The sequence below is a fragment of the Mucilaginibacter sp. P4_C11 genome, from assembly GCF_056402115.1.
This window is the reverse complement of sequence record NZ_JBFUIA010000001.1, coordinates 216,656-235,367: the sequence shown is the minus strand read 5'-3', so window position 1 is coordinate 235,367 and position 18,712 is coordinate 216,656. Positions and strand designations below refer to the sequence as shown.

Sequence of the window (18,712 nt, the reverse complement as noted above, 5' to 3'; positions counted from 1 at the left end):
CATATAAAAACCATTATGGATGCGAAATCAAATACAGGCAAATTTAGCAGTGAATACATAGCCAGTGAATATGCTAAGCTGCTTGAAGATGTAACTGATATTGACAACCGGTTGAAAGATTTTAAAGCTCTTTTAAAAAAAACGGTGGAGTATAAAACCGATTATTCACTGGAAGGGCTAAAGTACGTTGAGCTGTTGCTAATGCATTTAAACCCATCTTTTGAAGAGGATAGCGATCTGTTACTCGAAGCCGCCTATTATATTGGCGAAACCGTTAAAAGAACGTTCAATGGCACTTGGAGTATATCCGATGATGAAGAGAATTTTCCAGATGGATACGGCCAACCTATCATTACAGGCTATAACGCTTACGGGGATTTTTATCCTTTTATAGAGATGAAAAATTTTATAGCCAATCCATCCATCGGCTACTTTAAAAAAGTTATTAAATAGCTGTCAGGCAACCTGGGCATGGAGTTTTAATGGATGAAGATTGCGAAATAAACAACTTATAATTGGTTTACCTCCACGCTCGAGCCGCTAATTTAAAAGCTTTATGTAGTTTCGAATGTTGCAGATATTCTTCGCTTTTTAAAAACGTAAAGCTGAATTTGTAAATCCAAATCAGCCATTAAACTTCAATTACCCAGCAGGGAACTTGCAATTTGTACAATAGCCACAGCACTTTTGTGCATAAATTTAATGGTGCGACGGAAGGTTTCATTCATCCTTGTATATTTGATACACCAATACCCCCATACCCATATATGAAAAAGCTCATCCTTTTAGTAGCAGCAATTGCTGCATTAAGTTTCAACTGCTTTGCCCAAAAAACAACAAAGCCTGCTTACGATGCCGCCCTTGCCAAAAAATTGGGTGCCGATAAATATGGGATGAAAAAGTATGTAATGGCTTTTTTAAAGGAAGGGCCTACCCGCCTTACAGATTCGGCAGCGCGTATGCAATTGCAAATGGCCCACTTAAAAAATATCTCAAAACTGGCCGATGAAGGCAAGTTGGTTGTTGCCGGCCCGTTTTTAGATGACCAGCCCGTTAAAGGCATTTTCATTTTCAATGTAGAAACCATTGAAGAAGCAAAAAAGCTTACCGAAACCGATCCGGCCATAAAAGCAGGTTCGTTAATAATGGAATTGCACCCCTTTTATTGCTCGGCCGCATTAATGGAGGTGGTGAAAATTCACCACACACTTGAGAGCGCAAGTTTTTCTGATTAAGGCGATGGACGTTAACCTGGTTATAGACCTGCTTAGGCAACAGGCCAGTCCCTCTTATTTGGCCGGCATGCAGCGTTTCGGCATTAATAACTCCAGGGCGCTTGGCGTTAAACTCCCGGATTTGCGTAAACTAGCCAAAAGCATAAAAAAAGATCACCTGCTGGCACAGCAACTTTGGGATACGGGTATCCACGAAGCCCGAATTATGGCATCATTGGTTGACGATCCTATGATGGTTACCGAGCAGCAAATAGATAGCTGGACAAACGACTTTTACTCATGGGATCTATGCGACCAGGTATGTGGTAATCTTTTTGACCGTACCCCCTTTGCCATAGCCAAAGCCATTGAATTTAGCGCGCGGGACGAAGAATATGTTAAGCGTGCAGGTTTTGTTTTAATGGCCGAATACGCTATACACAACAAGTTGGCTGCCGACGATATTTTTATCCCCTTTTTTGCCTTGATGGAACGTGAGGCCTGGGATAACCGCAATTTTGTAAAAAAGGCGGTAAATTGGGCATTACGACAGATAGGTAAGCGAAACAGCACCCTGAAAATGGAAGCGATTGCAACTGCCAACCGTATTTTAACGCAAAATTACAAATCGGCTAAATGGATTGCCTCTAATGCATTGACCGAGTTGGCAAGCCATAAAAACTCCTTTTAAAATCGTAAAACGCTCTAAAAAAAGAACTTATCAGTCATAAAAAAGTACTTTTTTGTCATTTTAAAGGTTTTTTGCTACTTATTTAAATGTACAATCCTTAAAAGTATTATTTCAGTGCCTTTTTTTGTATAAAGCTTTAAAAATCAGATTTTAACTCATAGCAATTGGCATTATTTATTAAGATTTTTTAATAAACGCCTGAATTACAAGTCGGTAATTTATTTTTTTGTAATTGTCAGTATTAGAGTGGTTTATATCATTCCAAACATTATATTTGGAATCCCATAATTAATAAAAAAATAACAAGTTTAGTTTAAACATAAACAACCAGAGGTTGTAATTTAATTGATTTTGTAGTTGTGGCACATATTTTACTAAGAGCATAAGGGATTTAGCTAAGTAAATGAGGTTATTTAAGGTATGAGTTTTTCTGAAGGGCACAAATTTTCTGACGATAGCAAGCAACATCTTGCTCAAATCATCGATAATATAAACGCCGGTATTTGGGAATATAACGTTACAAGTAAAAATATTAAATGGTCTGTTGGCTTTTATACCGTTTTGGGGTATGAGCCCGACGAAATAGAATGCTCCAACCACGTATTTTTCGAACACATACTATATCACGCTGATAAAACTGCTTTTTTGGCCGCCCTGAATGGCCAGCCGTCAAACGCTGTCGCGCCCCTATATATAAGGTTGCTTACCAAAGCATCTGGTTATCATTGGTTTGAGAGTACAGTAAAAAGATACAACGATGAAACCGGGCAAATAATTTACGGGTCAATCATTAATGTTAACAAATATAAGCAGGCCCAGATTAAGGCTGCGCATGATGACCTGTTTTATAACGAGACCCTTAAAATTGCCAAATTGGGAGGGTGGGAGCTAAATACAAGTACCATGGTTCTAACTTTATCAAAGCAAGTGTATGATATTTATGAGCTGCAAAATCATGTAATACTTTCGCTTGATGAAGCTATTAGCTTTTTTGAGCCACCATATCGCCCGGTAATCAAAAACGCTATTGATAATGCCAGGGATTATTGTCAGCCTTATGAGCTGGAATTGCTTTTCAGAACGGCAAAAAATAATGTAAAATGGGTAAAGGCAAAGGGGATACCTGTTATTGACGATTTTGGAAAATGTATTACCATAAGGGGTATTATACAAGATATTGACAATAAAAAGCGAAAAAACCTGGCATTGGAATCGTCGTTAAATTTATTGACCGATCAAAATCGTCGTCTTCAAAATTTCGCTTACATTGTATCACATAACCTTCGGTCGCACACGGGCAATCTGCAATTTATGGTAAAGTTGTACGATGAAACAGAATTGCCCGATGACAGGGCCGAAATTTTGTCGCACATTAAATCCATTAGTGATAGTCTCAGTTCAACAATTGAGCATTTAAACGAGATAGTTCAGATTCATACTGAAATTACAAATGAACGCACGGAGATTGACTTTGAGACGCGCTTTAAAAATATCATATCGGCACTAAAAAGCAATATTGAAGCGCTTGATGCCACCATAGAGTATGATTTTAGCAGGTGTCCGCAGGTAAATTATATTCCGGCTTATATGGATAGTATTTTGCAAAATCTGCTTACCAATTCGCTCAAATACAGTTCGCCAGATAGGAAGCCGGTTATAAAATGCTATACCTTAAAAGAGCGCACCCGTATTTACCTGATTTTTGAAGATAATGGGGTTGGTATTGATATGGAGCGGTTTGGCGATAAAATATTTGGCATGTACAAAACCTTTCATCAAAACCCCGATGCAAAAGGTATTGGGCTATTTATTACCCGTAACCAGATAGAAGCACTGGGCGGCACCATTAAAGTAGACAGTACCGTAAATATTGGCACAAAATTTACTATTAGGCTGGTATAAATATTGCCAATTTAATATAAAGCAGATGATAGCAGAGCAGGATACCGTGAGGGTGTGCTTAATTGACGACGACCAGGTTTATACTTTCGGGTTCAAAAAAATGATTAGTTTAAAGGGGATTAATAGCCGGGTAATTAATTTTGGCGACGGATACCAGGCTATTAACTGGCTAAATAACCCGTTGAACGTTCAAAATTTGCCCGATGTAATATTCCTTGATATTAATATGCCTAATATGGACGGCTGGGAATTTCTGCATGAATTTGCGGAAATAAAATCCCAGCTGGGCAAAAAAATCACAATTTATATGCTCAGTTCATCTATTTACCTGAACGATATTTATCGGTCAAAAAATATTGCTGATGTTGAGGATTATATTTTTAAGCCTATCAATGAACACCAGCTTAACAGCATATTTGATTATATACGCCATCAAATTGACAACCGAAGGTTTAAAAACGAGACTAATTGAGCCCCGTTTAAAAGTGTTCTATTGTTTTACGTATGTTGATATTGCTACACTTCCAATTGATTTGATAGTGTCTTTGAATACTATCTGGATACTGCCTCCTACATCACTTATTTGTCCGTAGGAGGTAGCTGTATATGGTGTCAGCACGTTCAACTTTATCAGGTTGCCTTTTTGCAACCATGCACTCGTTGTGGATTGCCCTTTTATCCCGATGATTAAAGACGAAAAGGCCGCCTTTTTAACATAACAACTATCGGTTCCACTGTATACCGAACTTGAAGTACCATCACCTTTAAATGTTGTTTTGTTATTGGCAAGGCAAGGCGTAAGTAAACTGGTAAAAGTTTCAGATCCGGTACTTGTAAGGTTAGTATTAACTACTGATACAAGGCTGTAAGTACCTGTTGCATTAATCTTAATTGTTGTATCTGCTGTATTACCGGCACTATCTTTTTTACAACTATCAAACGCCAGCAATACTACCACACCAAGTAAAAATATTTTCTTCATGATTTAGGTTATATCCCCATAAAGATAACATTATTCGATATAACTTTCCAAAATTTTAAATCCACTATTGGTTTCCAACTCAATTTTATCAATGCTTTTTGGCAGCAGGATGCACTCGCCCATTTTTACAGGGTAGGTTTCGCCGTTATAGGTTACATTATAAGCTCCTTCAACGCAAACATGTACCACAAACGAGTCAAGCGCCGAGTAATCTTTTGCGGTGCTTTTGTCAAAATCAAGTATGTTGGTGGTAAAGTACGGGCAGGTTACTAAATGAACCGTTTCGTCTTTTTGAGGTTGATATATGGTTTTATACTCCGGGTAGTGTTTATAGTCAATTGCAGCCAATGCCTCCTGGGTATGCAGTTCGCGTTTGTTGCCTTTATCATCAACCCTGTCAAAATCATAAATACGGTAAGTGATATCAGATGTTTGCTGAATTTCGGCAATTAACAATCCTTTGCCGATTGTATGCACACGACCTGCCGGTAAAAAGAAAACATCGCCCGCGGTTACATCCTCTTTGTTCAGGATATCCATGATATGGCCACTGTTTAGCGCGTCTATATACTTTTGCTCGGTCATCTCCTGGTTAAAGCCAGCTATCAGCGTGGAACCCGGATCGGCTTCAATCACATACCACATTTCGGTTTTGCCGAATGAGTTATGGCGTTTTTTGGCCAATTCGTCATCCGGATGCACTTGAACAGAAAGATCGTCATTAGCATCAATAAACTTGATCAGTAAAGGGAAAATATTACCAAAATGGGCGTAAACTTTTTTACCAACAAGCTCGTCTTTATATTGCTCCAGCAAATCAGCCAATGATTCGCCGTCCAGTGCACCGCCGTTTACTACAGATACGTCGGATTTTACGCCTGAAAGTTCCCAGGTTTCGCCACAGTTTGGCAAATCGCCAAAATCTTTATGCAGATAGGTACTGATTTTTTGACCGCCCCAGATCTTATCTTTAAATATGGTTTTAAATTTTAAGGGATATAATGCCGACATAGTAGTGTTGTTTTTTGAAGCGCTAAGTTAAAAGTTAAATATAAAAAGGCGTAAATAGTTACAAAAAAAGCCTATTCCATCAGAATAAGCTTTTTTTTGTAACATATTAACCAATAGAGGGAATTTCCAATTGTTTACAAACCTTCTTGCAAAGTAAGTTATCTAATTCCTGGTGACGCCCAACTGCAGTTTGCTTTTGATTGATCGGGTTGACATAAATAGCGTGGTTGCCCCCTTCTCGCAGCAGGTAACATCCGTTTTTTTCAAGATGCTTAATTAAGGCCGAGCGTTTCATCAGCTAAGTTCAACCTCTTCAAAAATCACTTGTTTGCCTACATACTCTTTCTCGGTAATCTCTTTATTGGTATCCATTATTAGCCGCAATGCATCTAATAAATTAGTTTTTACGTCCTCAATAGTTTCTCCCTGGGAAATTGCCGCCGGAACTTCTTCGATCTGGCCTACAAACCAACCGCTTTCACCTTTTTCTATAACTGCTGTAAACTTCATATTCAAATATAAGAAATTGCTTGCACAAAAAAGCCCGCTCTTTTAAAGAGCAGGCTTTAAATATTAAAGCATTATCAGGCTTATTTACCCAATTTAGCTTTCAGGTTTTCGTCAATTGCGGCCAAAAATTCTTCGGTATATAAATAATCTGTGCCGTGTTCAACTTTTGGTTTAATGGTGATGGCTAAATCTTTGGTCATTTTGCCACTTTCAACAGTTTCAATACAAACTTCTTCCAAAGCTTTACAGAAATCTATCAGCTCCTGGTTTTTATCTAATATACCACGGAACTCCAATCCTCTTGTCCATGCAAAAATAGATGCAATAGGGTTGGTTGATGTTGGCTTGCCGGCCTGGTGCTCGCGGTAGTGGCGGGTTACTGTACCATGCGCAGCTTCGGCTTCCATTACAGTACCATCGGGTGTAACAAGTGTTGATGTCATTAAACCTAATGAACCAAAACCTTGGGCTACCGTATCCGACTGTACGTCGCCATCGTAGTTTTTACAAGCCCAAACAAAATTGCCGTTCCATTTTAAGGCCGATGCAACCATGTCGTCAATTAAACGGTGCTCGTAAGTAATGCCTGCTTCTGCAAATTTTGTTTTGTAATCGTTTTGATAGATCTCTTCAAAAATATCTTTAAAACGGCCATCGTATTTTTTAAGGATGGTGTTTTTGGTTGATAAGTACAAAGGCCAGCCTTTCATTAAAGCCTGGTTAAAACAAGCGTGTGCAAATCCTTTGATAGATTCGTCGGTGTTATACATAGCCAACGCCACGCCGTCGCCTTTAAAGTTAAACACTTCAAATGATTGCTCGGCACTGCCGTCTTCAGGAGTAAAAGTGATGGTTAATTTACCCTTTCCTTTGGTAACAAAATCGGTAGCACGGTACTGATCGCCAAAAGCGTGGCGGCCAATACAAATAGGGGCTGTCCAGTTTGGCACCAGGCGTGGCACATTTGCCATAACAATAGGCTCACGAAAAACAGTACCATCCAAAATGTTACGGATAGTACCATTTGGCGAACGCCACATTTGTTTTAAGCCAAATTCTTCAACACGTGCTTCATCAGGAGTGATGGTTGCACATTTAATACCTACACCATATTTTAAAATAGCATTTGCGGCATCAACAGTTACCTGATCGTTAGTTTCATCGCGATACTCAATACCCAAATCATAATACTTGATATCCAGGTCAAGATAAGGGATTATCAATTTGTCTTTGATGAATTTCCAGATGATCCGGGTCATTTCATCGCCATCCAGCTCAACTACCGGATTTTCTACTTTAATTTTTGACATAGCTGACGTTGTTTCTTTATTTTAATGGCTTCAAATATATTAATTTGAGTTTATCAAACTAACTAAATAACACATGAAAATAATTGATGGCTGTTTAATGACGATTTATTGAAACAGTTTATTGTTTTTATAAACTTTGATGCTATTTTTATAAAATTAAACGTTACTACACCAACGGGCAGCTAAATCAAAGCCCTGTTATTTGTATTATGATAAAATTCATCGCTAAAACCGTTCTGATAATAACCCTTTCAACAATTTCCTTTTTAGCAAAAGCACAGGTTGGATATGATTATGCCCAATATGATGTTGGTACCGCAGTAGGGGTTAACATTGCCGCTATGGCCGATGTAAATTCATTCACGGTTACTCCATCAGTTCACTTTAATTTTAATTATAACCAAAGCCCGTTTGTTAATTATGTATTTGAGTTACAGGTTGGCCGTTTAGAAGGTGGAACGCTGGAATCATCGTCGGGCAGGAAATTTGAAAACCACTTTACAGCCTTTTCATTCAGAGGACAGTTACAAGCTGGTGAGTTTTTGGATTACTCATCAAGTCCGTTCATGAATGTGATGAAAAACTGGTATGCCTCGGCAGGAATTGGCTATATAGTGAACCATATTGTATACAGGAGTGATGATAAGCGTGGATATATTATACCCGGCGACTACAATGCCCAGGTACCCTTTTTACCCGTAAGGATAGGATACGAATTTAAACTCTATAATCAATATAGCCAACCCAGTGTAAGAATTGATTTGGGCTACCAATATAATTTTGTATTTAGCGATAACCTGGATGGTTACAACAACTCGAGCACGGCTAATAACGATGCGTATGCCCAATTTACCATAGGGGTAAAATTTGCTATTGGCGGCGTTACTTCGTACCGTAAGCAAATTCATTATTGATACAGCAGGTATGCACTTAATTTTTGCATTACTGCCAGCACCTGATATTATACTCGCTGTTGTTTTTTTGGCAAGGTTTTTACTGTATCTTTAATTACAAATTACAAAACCTATGAGCATTCAAAATATCAACCCCGGCGATGAAGATGACGATGCATTAACCGATAATGCCAGCGACCGCGACCTGACGCTGAAAGATGAACTTGGCGAAACCATTGACAAGGAAGACCTGAGTTATAACGAGGAAGAGGACAGCTTTGAATACGATGTAAAAAGCGACGACCCGGATTATGACCACCCGGATCCGTATAAAACATCAGTAAAAAATGGCGAGGACATGAACTCCACGTACGACGAAGCCAACCCCTATGATACGGCAGACGGTGAATACGCCAGTAAAAGATCTATTGAAACAGATGTTGATGACCTGGGGATGCATATTGACGATGGCGACATTGTTGAGGTGGATGCCGCCGATGCCGCGCTTGCCCATACACCAGAAGATGACAGGGACGACCTGGATGAAGAGGGGTATCCTAAGAATATTTAAGTTTTGAGTGGTAAGTTAAAAAACAACTCAAAACTCATTACTTAAAACTCACAACTTGATTAATCAAAATCGAGATTAAAGCGATTGCGCAAATCCATTAGTTCGGGGTTGCGGGATGCCATATACTGAAATTTTTCTATTGAGGTGTAGGGCTTGCGTACAACTTCCTGTTCATCAACGCGTGCATTTACTTCGATAGTGAAGTTGTTTAGCTTACTTCGCAAAAAATTATGCATCTCTGGCCGCTCTTCTCTGAATAAATTTTCCTGCACTTTATTGCCCACCAAAATTTCAAATTCGTACGGCCTTATCATCCGCGGCGCGTTTGATGTAAAAATGGTAACCAGGTTTTTTTTACCGTCGGCTTTAACTTTAGCGGCAAAATCACTCCAGTATTTTAAAAAACTATCCATTGTAAAATCATCCCGGGAATCGCCTTTTATATACGGGTCTTCTTCTTCAAGTATTTCCTCTTCTGTTTTAGCGGTATCTGTTAACGACGGAGTTAGCGTACTCCTAAGCGGCATAATAATTTTAGGCTTTTCGGCAGCAGCTTCTTTTACCTGTACAGCTTGATTTGCCGGGGCGGGCTGTCCATTAGTTGCGGGAACTGTTTTGTTGATAGCCTGTGCAGCGCTTAAAACCGGCGCTTCATTGGCTAAATTAACTGCCGGCAGAGGGGTTATTGCTGGGGTATCAGGTTTTTTTTTTAATCCCCCATCTGCGATGGGCGTTGCGTTAAGTGGCGTGGTTGCCATATTAAAGGCCGAAGGCAGGTGGCACATTTTGAGCAGCGCCAGCTCTACCTGTAACCGTTGGTTTTTACTTAGCTTATAGCTGATGTCGCATTGGTTGGCAATATTCATGGCCGATAACAGGAACGATACCGAGCCTGCCTGCGATTGCTGCAGGTATTTATTTTTGATGCCCTCGCTTACTTCCAATAACTTTAAAGTGGTTTGATCTTTACTTACCAGCAGGTTACGGAAGTGTTCGCTTAAGCCGGCAATAAAATGCGCTCCATCAAAACCGCGCGACAATATCTCGTCAAAAAACAATAGTACTTTGGCCGTGTCTTCTTTGAGTAGGCTTTCTGTTATATTAAAGTAGTAATCGTAATCAAGTATGTTCAGATTGTCAATAACCGAACGATAGGTGACCTTACCGCCCGAGAAACTCACTATCTGGTCAAACATCGAAAGCGCGTCCCGTAAGCCGCCATCGGCCTTTTGGGCTATAATGTGCAGGCCATCGGGTTCATAACTGATATTTTCTTTGCCTGCGATAGAAGCCAGGTGGCCAGCCATATCATCAACCCTGATTCGGTTAAAATCAAAAATCTGGCAGCGGGATAATATGGTGGGCAGTATTTTGTGTTTCTCGGTAGTAGCCAATATAAATATGGCATAATGAGGCGGCTCTTCCAGTGTTTTCAGGAAAGCGTTAAAAGCCGCCTGCGACAGCATGTGCACCTCATCAATAATATAAACCTTATAGCGGGCAGCCTGTGGCGGTATGCGTACCTGCTCAATAAGGCTCCGGATATCATCAACCGAATTATTGGACGCGGCATCCAACTCATGTACGTTAAAGGAGTTGCCGTTTTCAAATGCCTTGCAGCTTGGGCATTCGCCACAAGCTTCTCCGTTTGGCTGCAGATTAGTACAGTTAATGGTTTTAGCCAGGATACGTGCGCACGTAGTTTTGCCCACACCACGCGGCCCACAGAACAAAAATGCCTGTGCCAGCTGGTTGTTTTTAATAGCGTTTTTGAGCGTATTGGTTATATGCTGCTGACCAACAACGGTTTCAAAAGTAGCCGGGCGATACTTACGGGCCGAAACAATGAAATTATCCACAGCCGCTAAGTTAATGAGAAATTAGGTTTGTTTAAAGCTGATGTTGGTAAAATTTTGGAAGGAGTATAGCGTTAACCAAATGAATTAAATGCGTATTTTTGATTAAAGTTCAAATACCATGCAGTTATCAGACCTTGATATTACTAAATCATACACTTACGCCGACTATTTAAAATGGGCTTTTGATGAACGATTGGAGTTAATTAAAGGCAAAATCTTTAAAATGAGCCCTGCCCCGGGATCTGCTCATCAACTAATCTCGGGCGCTATTTTTAATGAGCTTTATAACTATCTCAAAGGCAAACCCTGCAAGGTAATCCACCCTCCTTTTGATGTACGATTGACTACGCGATCAAAAAAAGACAACAAAGACATTTTAACTGTAGTACAGCCGGATATTGTGGTAGTTTGCGACCCTCTTAAAATTGATGAAAAAGGGTGCCTGGGAGCGCCGGACATCGTTGTTGAAATTTTATCGCCAGGAAACAATAAAAAAGAACTTCAAAATAAATATGAAGTTTATGAAGAAAATGGTGTTCTTGAATATTGGATCATCCATCCATCCGAAAAAACATTTCTCAAATATACTTTAATTGACAACATCTACCAGGCATCAAGGCTGCTCACCACCGGCGACAAATTAAGCACCCCCATATTACCTGGTTTTATATTGAATTTGGACGAGCTATTTGCCGTAACCAATAACTAACACTTTTTTTTCAACTTACCGGATAAAACCAGCCAACACTATTGCAAATCGTCATCCGGCAGGTGGTCATCATCGTCAGGGTCGGGGTCGTCAATATCATTGCCTGTCTGCATATCATGCAGGTCGCTTTCGGCATCCAGTTGGTCGTCAAAATCTTCGTCGTCCTCATCTTCCCAATCGCCTTCAATCTCATCGTCATTCCCGCCGCCGAAAGACAATACATTGGTGTTCATTTTAGCTAAAAAACTTTCCGGCTCAATGTTTGCCGAACGCATTAAAGATATGGCCATATTTAGATTATGTTTTATATGATAAGTAACAAGAAGTAAGAAGGGTATGTTTGTTGCCAAATAACGGATTAAAGAAAATCGACTCTTAAAATCTCTTTAATAGTATAATACCCCTTTGCTTCGGGCATATAAACTTCTTTTGGGGCCCAGGTTATTTTGAGTTTTTTATTTAAAAGTAAAGCGGGTGTTTTTATGAATTTTTCAGAACCCGGGAAATTGCCGTACCATAAAAAAGATTTTTCGGTATCCTGATCATCTTTTATCACGATATAATTAAACCCTTTCAAGTCAATCCTTTTAAATGTGCCGAGTGTTGAACTGGTAGCGGCCTCCTCACTGTCCTCTTTTTTTGCCATTGCTGTAGATAGCTGTAAAAAGTACTTGCAGTTTTGCTTCATCAGGTCTTTGCCTAATTCAATACCAACAAGGCGCATAGCCGCCTGATCGGTCATGTCCACTTTCTTTTCAGCTGCCAAATCCGGCAACATATCGGCATGCGCCATCACGCAACTTGTATAAGCTTTGACAGCCTCGCTCTTGGTAGTAATTTTTGAGAGGTCGAGCTTTGAAAGGCTGCTGCAGATACTGTCAGCAAGTCTTCTTTCTACTGGGCCGGGGGTAACCGTCTGGGATTTAGCGGTCGTAATAATTAATGTGAGAATAGCAGTGAAAACGAGTAGATGTTTTTTCATGTTTTTGTTTGTCGCAAATATAAATTGACAATTTATTTTTAGATGGTAAATATGCTAATTTTCAAGCTGAAAATATTTGAATGGTAAAAATATTATCACTACATTTGCAGCCCCGTAATAGCGGGTAATTAATTAAAAATCAAAGTATAATAATGCAACAGTACGAAATCGTGATCGTTCTAACCCCGTTGTTATCAGTAGAAGTTGCTGCCGAGGCTAACGCCAAGTTCAGCAAAATCTTAACTGATGGCGGAGCCGAAATTGTCCAGGAGGATAATTGGGGTTTGAGAAAATTAGCGTACCCTATTCAAAAAAAGACTACAGGGTACTATCACTTAACTGAATTTAAGGCTCCGGGTGAATTAATTAACAAATTGGAGGTTGAATTAAGGCGCGATGAGCGTGTTTTGCGTTTCCTGACCATTGCTTTAGATAAGCATGCTGTTGCGTACAACGACAAAAAACGTAGCGGTGCCTTTAACAAGAAACCTAAAGCAACAGAGGAGGCTTCGAAATAATGGCAAACGAACAAATTAAATACGTTACCGCTCCAAAGGTGGAGGATAACCGTAAAAAATACTGCCGTTTTAAAAAGAATGGTATTAAGTATATCGATTACAAAGACGCTAACTTTTTATTGAAGTTCATTAACGATCAGGGTAAAGTATTGCCACGCCGTTTAACAGGTACTTCATTAAAATTCCAGCGTAAAGTGGCCCAGGCTGTTAAGCGTGCCCGTCACATTGGCTTATTACCTTACGTTACAGATTCATTAAAATAATAGGAGATTTAAGAAATGGAAGTTATTTTAAAACAAGATGTAAAAAACCTGGGTGATAAAGACGATGTAGTAAACGTTAAACCAGGTTATGGCCGTAACTACCTTTTACCTAAAGGTTTCGCCATATTAGCTACTGTAAGTGCACGCAAAGTTTTAGCTGAAAACTTGAAACAAGCTCAGTTTAAACAAGAAAAAATCCGCAAGGATGCAGATGCAATTGCTGCCCGTTTAGAAGGTGTTAAACTTAACATTGGCGCTAAAGCCGGTGAAAGCGGAAAAATCTTCGGTGCTATCAATACCATCCAGGTTGCTGATGCATTGAAAAAAGAAGGTTTTGATGTTGACCGTCGCCGTATCACCTTTGATCAGGAGCCTAAGTTTGTTGGTGATTACATCGCAAACATTAACCTGCACAAAGAAGTTAAGGTACAAGTTCCTTTCTCGGTAGTAGCTGAGTAATTTATATTTCGGGATTCGAACTTTTGATTTTTCGTGTATTAATTATTATTTTAATTGGTACTCAAGAATGCTTCGCAGTTTCGGATTGTCAGAAAAATTTTAGAATTTTAAAAGGTGTTTTGCAATGCAAAGCACCTTTTTCATTTTATAGAAACTTATTACAATAGTGCAGCGCAATTACAACTCATCAAAATTATCCAACTCAAAGCCGGGTAAAAAAAGTTCGGTATCAAAAACCAGGTTTAACGGTATTTTTAAGCTTGTTTTCAGAGTTTTTAAGCTGGGATTTATCCTTTTTTTTGGGCTTAGTTTATTTGGCGTACTGCTGTTTCGCTTTGTGCGGCCTCCCTTTACCTGGCTGATGATTGAGCGTGGTTTTCAGCAAAAAGCCCGTGGTGTTGATTGGAAGATAGATAAGCAGTGGGTAAGTTTCGACGAGATATCTGACAATATGAAACGCGCTGCCGTGGCCGCCGAAGACCAAAGCTTTTTAGAGCACCATGGTTTCGATTTCAGGGCGATAGAAAAAGCTATCGAAAAAAACGCGCACAGTAAAAAACTGATCGGTGGCAGCACCATATCGCAGCAGGTAGCCAAAAACGTTTTCTTGTGGGAAGGCCGCTCGTTGCTGCGTAAAGGGATCGAGGCATATTTTACCGTGCTGATTGAAGTTTTCTGGAGTAAGAAACGCATTATGGAGATGTATCTGAATGAGATTGAAATGGGCGACGGCATTTACGGTATCGAAGCTGCATCGCAGGCCTATTTCCATAAACATGCCTCGGAGCTTACAAAACACGAGGCCGCCGCTATAGCGGTAATATTCCCAAGTCCGCTTAAATGGTCGGCCACAAATCCTACAAGGTATTTAAAGCACCGGCAGTATCTGATCATGAAAAACATGAAAAGGCTGGGGCCATTGGATTTTTAGCCCCTAACCCCCTGAAGGGGGAACAACAGTTGCATTTAGTATGGTCTTTACGAACTTTCGTTCCCCCTTCAGGAGCTACCGTTTGCCCACATCTTTTGGATCTCATCAATTAATAAAACCGAATGTCATTTCGAGCGAACCAGGAGGGGCTTTTGCGCAGGGGTGAGGAGAAATCTTGAACGCCCTACATCCAAACCAGCCAATTGGAATGCAGGGCGTTCAAGATTTCTCTTTCGCGCTCCCACTCTTTGCCCTCCCTTGCTCCATCGAAATGACAATTTTCTTTTATTAAAAGATGTGGGTACACTGTAGCTTCAGGAGCTTCGCTTCTATTTATACTTCCAGTGCCTTGATTTACCTTCGGCAATCCATTCCGCGGCAGTTTCCATGCGTTTCTGACGGGTAGCTTCGCTTTTAGCGTCAACAATCCATTCCACATATTCCTTTTTATGCGAGTAGCTGGATTTATCAAAGTTAAAACTCGCGTTAGGGTAGGTTTTTAAAAACTCCGTGAAGTATTCGGGGATAACCAATTCGGTTTTGGGCGCTGACGCCTTTTTTATTGCTTCGGGTGTTTTTTTGCCGCTCTCGTTTAGGGCGATGGCTTGCCGGATAAAATCTTGCAGGATTTCTTTAGATGGCAGGTCTTCTATTTTGGTTATCCGGCCAAAGCTGCCGGCAGAACCATCTCCAATGCTCAATGCACTATGAGGATCATTCAATAACGTTGCCTTCCAAAAACCGAATGAACAGTGCTCTTTGAAAGCAGCCATCTGGCATACCGGGCCTTTATAATCAAAGAAAGGGAAGCCCCATTTTACGGTTTCCATCAATAAGGGGGATGTTTCATGTACAATTTCCCTGATGTATTCCAATATTGGTTTGGCAAAATCCGAGGCTTTTTCAATAAAAGCATCAACGCGACTATCGTATTGTTCCATGAAATAAATTTAGTAACAAATACTATAATTTATAACAATCGGCTCAAAATTTCAGATTAGACATTTATATATCTTTAAGGCTAAGTGATTCTATCTCGCCGGATTGGATCTGTTTTACTTGGTTTAATGCCGTAGCTATCTCCTGAGTAAGTTCACTTTCTTTTGGCAACTCAATAACTTTTGCCTTGAATTTTTTCAAGATCGTTAGCAGCATCTCCGCATCGCTATCTTTTACTTGTACAGTGAAAGTTGTCATATACAAATTTAATGATTATCAACCATTAACCAAATCCCTGAACAACTGAATATGCCAGCTGTTTTTAAATGGTACCTCCCATTTGGTTTCCAGTTCGGTAAGGTTTTGTACCATGTTGTTGTATACAATGGTTTCGGTATTTATTTTGCCTTGTTTTAGCATATCCTCAAAAGCATGGCGGGGGAGGGATAAAATTTCTTCGCCATCGCGGTAGGCCAGGTTAAACCTATCGAACAGGTTGATGTCAAAATGCTGCCCGATATTCTGCATAAAATGCACCGACTTATCAATAGAGCAGCCGCTGGCGCCTGCCTGGCTTTCGTCAACAATGAGTATCAAAAAACGGTTGTAACGCACCTCGCCCTTAGCCTTCAGCTGGTTGTTGTGCGCCGTCCATCCTGTAGTGAATTTATCCAGTTCCTGCTGGATTTGTTGCACCACTTCGTCGGTTAATTTTTTGTCGGCCTGGTAGATCCAAACTCTTGAGTGTTGAGAAAATTCCATTTGCAAAAATATCAATTTATTAACTTAGGGTAACATTTTGTTGTCATGAAAACATCAATCTCGTCGTTAATAAAAAAAAGGGTGCTAATTATAGCAGTTTTGGCCTCCAGTTGCTTTATTTACGGTTTTAAACCGGGTATGGGCGACCAGGAATGGCTTGCCTGGAGTAATAAATGCCTAACAGAATCATTTAATCCGCCGCTGGATATCGCACTGAAAAAGTGGGAATTAATACTTACCAACGATTATTTTTTGCGTTTAAGGAAAACTTATCAACACGACAGGCAAGAGTATTTTTCGTTTAATTTACACCGCCTCAACAACGTGGAGTACCTGGGCAGCGATACCACCGGAACCCTTAAACTAAGTACCCTAACCGACGATATTATTGTGCAAACCTACGAAGACCCCAAAGGCGACCTTGACTCGATGGCCACCGCTATTGAACTGCCCGTAAAACACATGAGCCAGGCAAAGCTGGACAGTTTAAAAATAGCACTGAATTACTTTAAAGCGAAGAGCTTATAATATCGACTATTTAGGTTGATGGATCTTTCGATATTTATATAACGGCAGGTAATCGCCTTTAAATCCATCCCATACCGCCACGTAAGGTTTAATGTCTACCTTGTTAACATCAACCTTCATTATTTTAAATTCGTAGCGGGTTTCAAAACGGTAAACACCAGAGTGGCCTACGTCTACTAAATAATAAGGATCATCCGGAGTCGGCCTTTTTACAACCATTGTTGAAAGATGGAGGTTTAGCCGATTCAACTGTTTAACAACCCCTCGGATTTCACGTAATTTATAAAGCTTATCTGCTAGCTGCCCTTCAATTCGCTCACTTTCATCAATTGGGTGAATCATACAAGTCGCGCGCTCCTTTGCCCGCAACACGGTAGTAATCATCAACATAAAAGCAAGCCAATAAATCTTCATTTGTTTAAAGCGCTATTATAACCCATTTGCCCTTACCGTTATTTCGGCAATATCCAACACCTGTATCTCGTCCTGTTTATCCTGTAGTTTAACGCCATCTGTAAGCATGGTCATACAAAAGGGGCAGCCGGCAGCTACAATATTGGCTTTGGCCTCAATTACATCCTGCATGCGTTCAAGGTTGATATCTTTTGTGCCTTTTTCGGGTTCTTTAAACATTTGCCCGCCGCCTGCGCCGCAGCATAAGCCATTGCTTTTGCAACGTTTCATTTCAACCAGTTCGGCGTCCAGTATCTCCAGCGCGGCACGTGGGGCTTCATAAACGTTATTTGCCCGGCCTAAGTAACAGGGGTCATGAAAGGTAATCTTTTTACCTTTAAAGCTTTCGCCTCCCTCAGCTTTCAGCTTACCTTCATCAATTAGTTGTTGTATCAGCTGGCTATGGTGTATTACATCATAATTACCACCCAAACCCGGATATTCGTTCCTGATGGTGTTAAAACAGTGCGGGCAGCCGGTTACTATTTTTTTGATATTATAGGCGTTAAGCACTTCAATATTGGTCATGGCCTGCATCTGGAACAAAAACTCGTTACCGGCCCGTTTGGCGGGGTCGCCGGTGCAGCTTTCTTCGGTACCCAAAACAGCATAGCTGATGCCTACATGATGCAGTATTTTACATATATCGCGGGTTATTTTTTGCGCCCGCTCGTCAAAACTACCTGCACAGCCAACCCAGAACAGTATTTCGGGTTCAATGCCGTCGGCGGCCATTTGGGCCATGGTGGGTATTTTGAAGTTTGTCATAAATCCGGATTATAAGTCGTCGGGCAACTCGTTTATATTGGCTATAAAGTCATCTACGCCGCTGTAGTTTTTAAATACAATTGCCGTGTTGTTGGCATTTAACTGGTTAAGAATATCGAGCGCCACATTTAAAGCGGGGCTTTCTTTTCCAAACATTTTGGCATCCCAGTTAATACCGGCCAGCACGTCGTTTTCGTGCATTTCCACACACCAGCTTTCTAAAAATTCGGCTATCAGAATTTCAACCGGCAGGTAGCCTTTCCAATCATCACGTGCGCAAGCTTTGGCCAGGGCCCTGTCCGACCAAAATGGAATCACGCTAACGCCTTCATCGTCGCTTGAGTGCGAGTTGGCCCAGCCTGTTTTACTTTTCAATCCCCATACCGATTTAGCTGCGGCTGCACGTTCAATAAATAAATTATATTTCAGTTCAATGGTTGCGGTATCCTGCAGCATA

The 18,712-nt window shown here is 40.4% G+C and carries 27 protein-coding genes; 13 read left to right on the top strand and 14 right to left on the bottom strand.

The features are described 5' to 3' along the window. Positions 1-15 precede the first annotated feature (15 nt). The 5 genes from AC1DU2_RS01095 (at position 16) to AC1DU2_RS01075 (ending at position 4,279) form a co-directional block, all read left to right on the top strand. Positions 16-453 (top strand): hypothetical protein, encoded by a 438-nt coding sequence (locus AC1DU2_RS01095; protein WP_477382390.1) that lies wholly within the window; start codon positions 16-18, stop codon positions 451-453. 314 nt (positions 454-767) lie between these two features. Next, entirely contained in the window at positions 768-1,235 is a 468-nt protein-coding gene (locus tag AC1DU2_RS01090) for a YciI family protein (protein ID WP_477382389.1), read from the top strand. Beyond that, the gene (locus tag AC1DU2_RS01085; RefSeq protein ID WP_477382388.1) at positions 1,210-1,905 is read left to right on the top strand and encodes a DNA alkylation repair protein; all 696 of its coding nucleotides are present in this window, start codon (positions 1,210-1,212) and stop codon (positions 1,903-1,905) included. Before AC1DU2_RS01090 ends, AC1DU2_RS01085 begins: the two co-directional genes overlap by 26 nt. A gap of 420 nt (positions 1,906-2,325) precedes the next feature. Beyond that, complete coding sequence (locus tag AC1DU2_RS01080) at positions 2,326-3,807, top strand: PAS domain-containing sensor histidine kinase (RefSeq protein WP_477357318.1); 1,482 nt, start codon at positions 2,326-2,328, stop codon at positions 3,805-3,807. A gap of 25 nt (positions 3,808-3,832) precedes the next feature. Continuing rightward, positions 3,833-4,279, top strand: coding sequence for a response regulator (locus tag AC1DU2_RS01075; protein WP_477357316.1), 447 nt, complete (start codon positions 3,833-3,835; stop codon positions 4,277-4,279). An 18-nt stretch (positions 4,280-4,297) separates the two neighbouring features. Here the strand turns inward: AC1DU2_RS01075 and AC1DU2_RS01070 are convergent, their stop codons facing one another. From AC1DU2_RS01070 to AC1DU2_RS01050, 5 genes are all read right to left on the bottom strand, one after another. After that, positions 4,298-4,789, bottom strand: a complete 492-nt coding sequence (locus tag AC1DU2_RS01070) for a hypothetical protein (RefSeq protein ID WP_477357314.1) — start codon at positions 4,787-4,789, stop codon at positions 4,298-4,300. A gap of 30 nt (positions 4,790-4,819) precedes the next feature. Further along, positions 4,820-5,800, bottom strand: coding sequence for a type I phosphomannose isomerase catalytic subunit (locus tag AC1DU2_RS01065; RefSeq protein ID WP_477382387.1), 981 nt, complete (start codon positions 5,798-5,800; stop codon positions 4,820-4,822). A gap of 106 nt (positions 5,801-5,906) precedes the next feature. Continuing rightward, on the bottom strand, positions 5,907-6,095 hold the full coding sequence (locus AC1DU2_RS01060) for a type II toxin-antitoxin system HicA family toxin (protein ID WP_477382386.1): 189 nt from the start codon (positions 6,093-6,095) through the stop codon (positions 5,907-5,909). Beyond that, the gene (locus tag AC1DU2_RS01055; protein ID WP_477382385.1) at positions 6,095-6,310 is read right to left on the bottom strand and encodes a type II toxin-antitoxin system HicB family antitoxin; all 216 of its coding nucleotides are present in this window, start codon (positions 6,308-6,310) and stop codon (positions 6,095-6,097) included. The genes AC1DU2_RS01060 and AC1DU2_RS01055 overlap by 1 nt, the downstream gene beginning before the upstream one ends. An 80-nt stretch (positions 6,311-6,390) precedes the next feature. Then, positions 6,391-7,620, bottom strand: coding sequence for an NADP-dependent isocitrate dehydrogenase (locus tag AC1DU2_RS01050; RefSeq protein ID WP_477357306.1), 1,230 nt, complete (start codon positions 7,618-7,620; stop codon positions 6,391-6,393). A gap of 209 nt (positions 7,621-7,829) precedes the next feature. Here AC1DU2_RS01050 and AC1DU2_RS01045 point away from each other — a divergent pair, with 209 nt between their 5' ends. Both AC1DU2_RS01045 and AC1DU2_RS01040 read left to right on the top strand, forming a co-directional pair. Then, entirely contained in the window at positions 7,830-8,534 is a 705-nt protein-coding gene (locus AC1DU2_RS01045) for a hypothetical protein (RefSeq protein ID WP_477382384.1), read from the top strand. Positions 8,535-8,646: 112 nt separating this feature from the next. Then, a complete protein-coding gene (locus tag AC1DU2_RS01040; protein ID WP_477382383.1) occupies positions 8,647-9,084 on the top strand; it encodes a hypothetical protein in 438 nt (145 codons plus the stop codon). 59 nt (positions 9,085-9,143) lie between these two features. Here the strand turns inward: AC1DU2_RS01040 and AC1DU2_RS01035 are convergent, their stop codons facing one another. Then, positions 9,144-10,943 (bottom strand): DNA polymerase III subunit gamma/tau, encoded by a 1,800-nt coding sequence (locus tag AC1DU2_RS01035; RefSeq protein WP_477382382.1) that lies wholly within the window; start codon positions 10,941-10,943, stop codon positions 9,144-9,146. Between the two features lie 118 nt (positions 10,944-11,061). Here AC1DU2_RS01035 and AC1DU2_RS01030 point away from each other — a divergent pair, with 118 nt between their 5' ends. Continuing rightward, on the top strand, positions 11,062-11,652 hold the full coding sequence (locus AC1DU2_RS01030) for a Uma2 family endonuclease (protein WP_477357291.1): 591 nt from the start codon (positions 11,062-11,064) through the stop codon (positions 11,650-11,652). Between the two features lie 38 nt (positions 11,653-11,690). Here AC1DU2_RS01030 and AC1DU2_RS01025 read toward each other — a convergent pair whose 3' ends face one another. Further along, positions 11,691-11,942: a hypothetical protein gene (locus AC1DU2_RS01025; protein ID WP_477382381.1), complete on the bottom strand. Its 252-nt coding sequence runs from the start codon at positions 11,940-11,942 to the stop codon at positions 11,691-11,693. 68 nt (positions 11,943-12,010) lie between these two features. Further along, positions 12,011-12,634, bottom strand: a complete 624-nt coding sequence (locus tag AC1DU2_RS01020; protein ID WP_477382380.1) for a hypothetical protein — start codon at positions 12,632-12,634, stop codon at positions 12,011-12,013. Positions 12,635-12,786: 152 nt separating this feature from the next. On the opposite strand from AC1DU2_RS01020, the gene rpsF reads away from it, so the two are divergent. The 4 genes from rpsF to mtgA all read left to right on the top strand — a co-directional run bounded on the left by rpsF (position 12,787) and on the right by mtgA (position 14,805). Then, entirely contained in the window at positions 12,787-13,152 is a 366-nt protein-coding gene (gene rpsF / locus AC1DU2_RS01015) for a 30S ribosomal protein S6 (RefSeq protein WP_090652333.1), read from the top strand. Then, positions 13,152-13,415: a 30S ribosomal protein S18 gene (rpsR, locus tag AC1DU2_RS01010; RefSeq protein WP_022833472.1), complete on the top strand. Its 264-nt coding sequence runs from the start codon at positions 13,152-13,154 to the stop codon at positions 13,413-13,415. Before rpsF ends, rpsR begins: the two co-directional genes overlap by 1 nt. A gap of 15 nt (positions 13,416-13,430) precedes the next feature. After that, complete coding sequence (rplI, locus tag AC1DU2_RS01005) at positions 13,431-13,874, top strand: 50S ribosomal protein L9 (RefSeq protein ID WP_477357283.1); 444 nt, start codon at positions 13,431-13,433, stop codon at positions 13,872-13,874. 166 nt (positions 13,875-14,040) lie between these two features. After that, complete coding sequence (mtgA, locus tag AC1DU2_RS01000) at positions 14,041-14,805, top strand: monofunctional biosynthetic peptidoglycan transglycosylase (RefSeq protein WP_477382379.1); 765 nt, start codon at positions 14,041-14,043, stop codon at positions 14,803-14,805. 329 nt (positions 14,806-15,134) lie between these two features. On the opposite strand, the gene AC1DU2_RS00995 is transcribed toward mtgA, so the two are convergent. The 3 genes from AC1DU2_RS00995 to AC1DU2_RS00985 all read right to left on the bottom strand — a co-directional run bounded on the left by AC1DU2_RS00995 (position 15,135) and on the right by AC1DU2_RS00985 (position 16,506). Next, positions 15,135-15,746 carry a YdeI/OmpD-associated family protein gene (locus AC1DU2_RS00995; protein ID WP_477357279.1) on the bottom strand — a complete coding sequence of 204 codons (612 nt, stop codon included), beginning with the start codon at positions 15,744-15,746 and terminating at the stop codon, positions 15,135-15,137. A gap of 64 nt (positions 15,747-15,810) precedes the next feature. Then, complete coding sequence (locus tag AC1DU2_RS00990; protein WP_477357273.1) at positions 15,811-16,002, bottom strand: hypothetical protein; 192 nt, start codon at positions 16,000-16,002, stop codon at positions 15,811-15,813. Positions 16,003-16,020: 18 nt separating this feature from the next. Then, entirely contained in the window at positions 16,021-16,506 is a 486-nt protein-coding gene (locus tag AC1DU2_RS00985; RefSeq protein ID WP_477382378.1) for an ABC transporter ATPase, read from the bottom strand. Positions 16,507-16,551: 45 nt separating this feature from the next. On the opposite strand from AC1DU2_RS00985, the gene AC1DU2_RS00980 reads away from it, so the two are divergent. Next, a complete protein-coding gene (locus tag AC1DU2_RS00980) occupies positions 16,552-17,034 on the top strand; it encodes a hypothetical protein (protein WP_477382377.1) in 483 nt (160 codons plus the stop codon). 6 nt (positions 17,035-17,040) lie between these two features. Here AC1DU2_RS00980 and AC1DU2_RS00975 read toward each other — a convergent pair whose 3' ends face one another. Genes AC1DU2_RS00975 through AC1DU2_RS00965 form a run of 3 tightly spaced genes read right to left on the bottom strand, consistent with a single transcriptional unit; the run spans position 17,041 to position 18,711 of the window. Further along, positions 17,041-17,448 carry a hypothetical protein gene (locus AC1DU2_RS00975; protein ID WP_477382376.1) on the bottom strand — a complete coding sequence of 136 codons (408 nt, stop codon included), beginning with the start codon at positions 17,446-17,448 and terminating at the stop codon, positions 17,041-17,043. A gap of 15 nt (positions 17,449-17,463) precedes the next feature. After that, positions 17,464-18,255 (bottom strand): (Fe-S)-binding protein, encoded by a 792-nt coding sequence (locus tag AC1DU2_RS00970; RefSeq protein WP_477382375.1) that lies wholly within the window; start codon positions 18,253-18,255, stop codon positions 17,464-17,466. Positions 18,256-18,264: 9 nt separating this feature from the next. Next, positions 18,265-18,711, bottom strand: a complete 447-nt coding sequence (locus tag AC1DU2_RS00965) for a DUF2750 domain-containing protein (RefSeq protein WP_477382374.1) — start codon at positions 18,709-18,711, stop codon at positions 18,265-18,267. Between the last annotated feature and the right edge of the window lies 1 nt (position 18,712).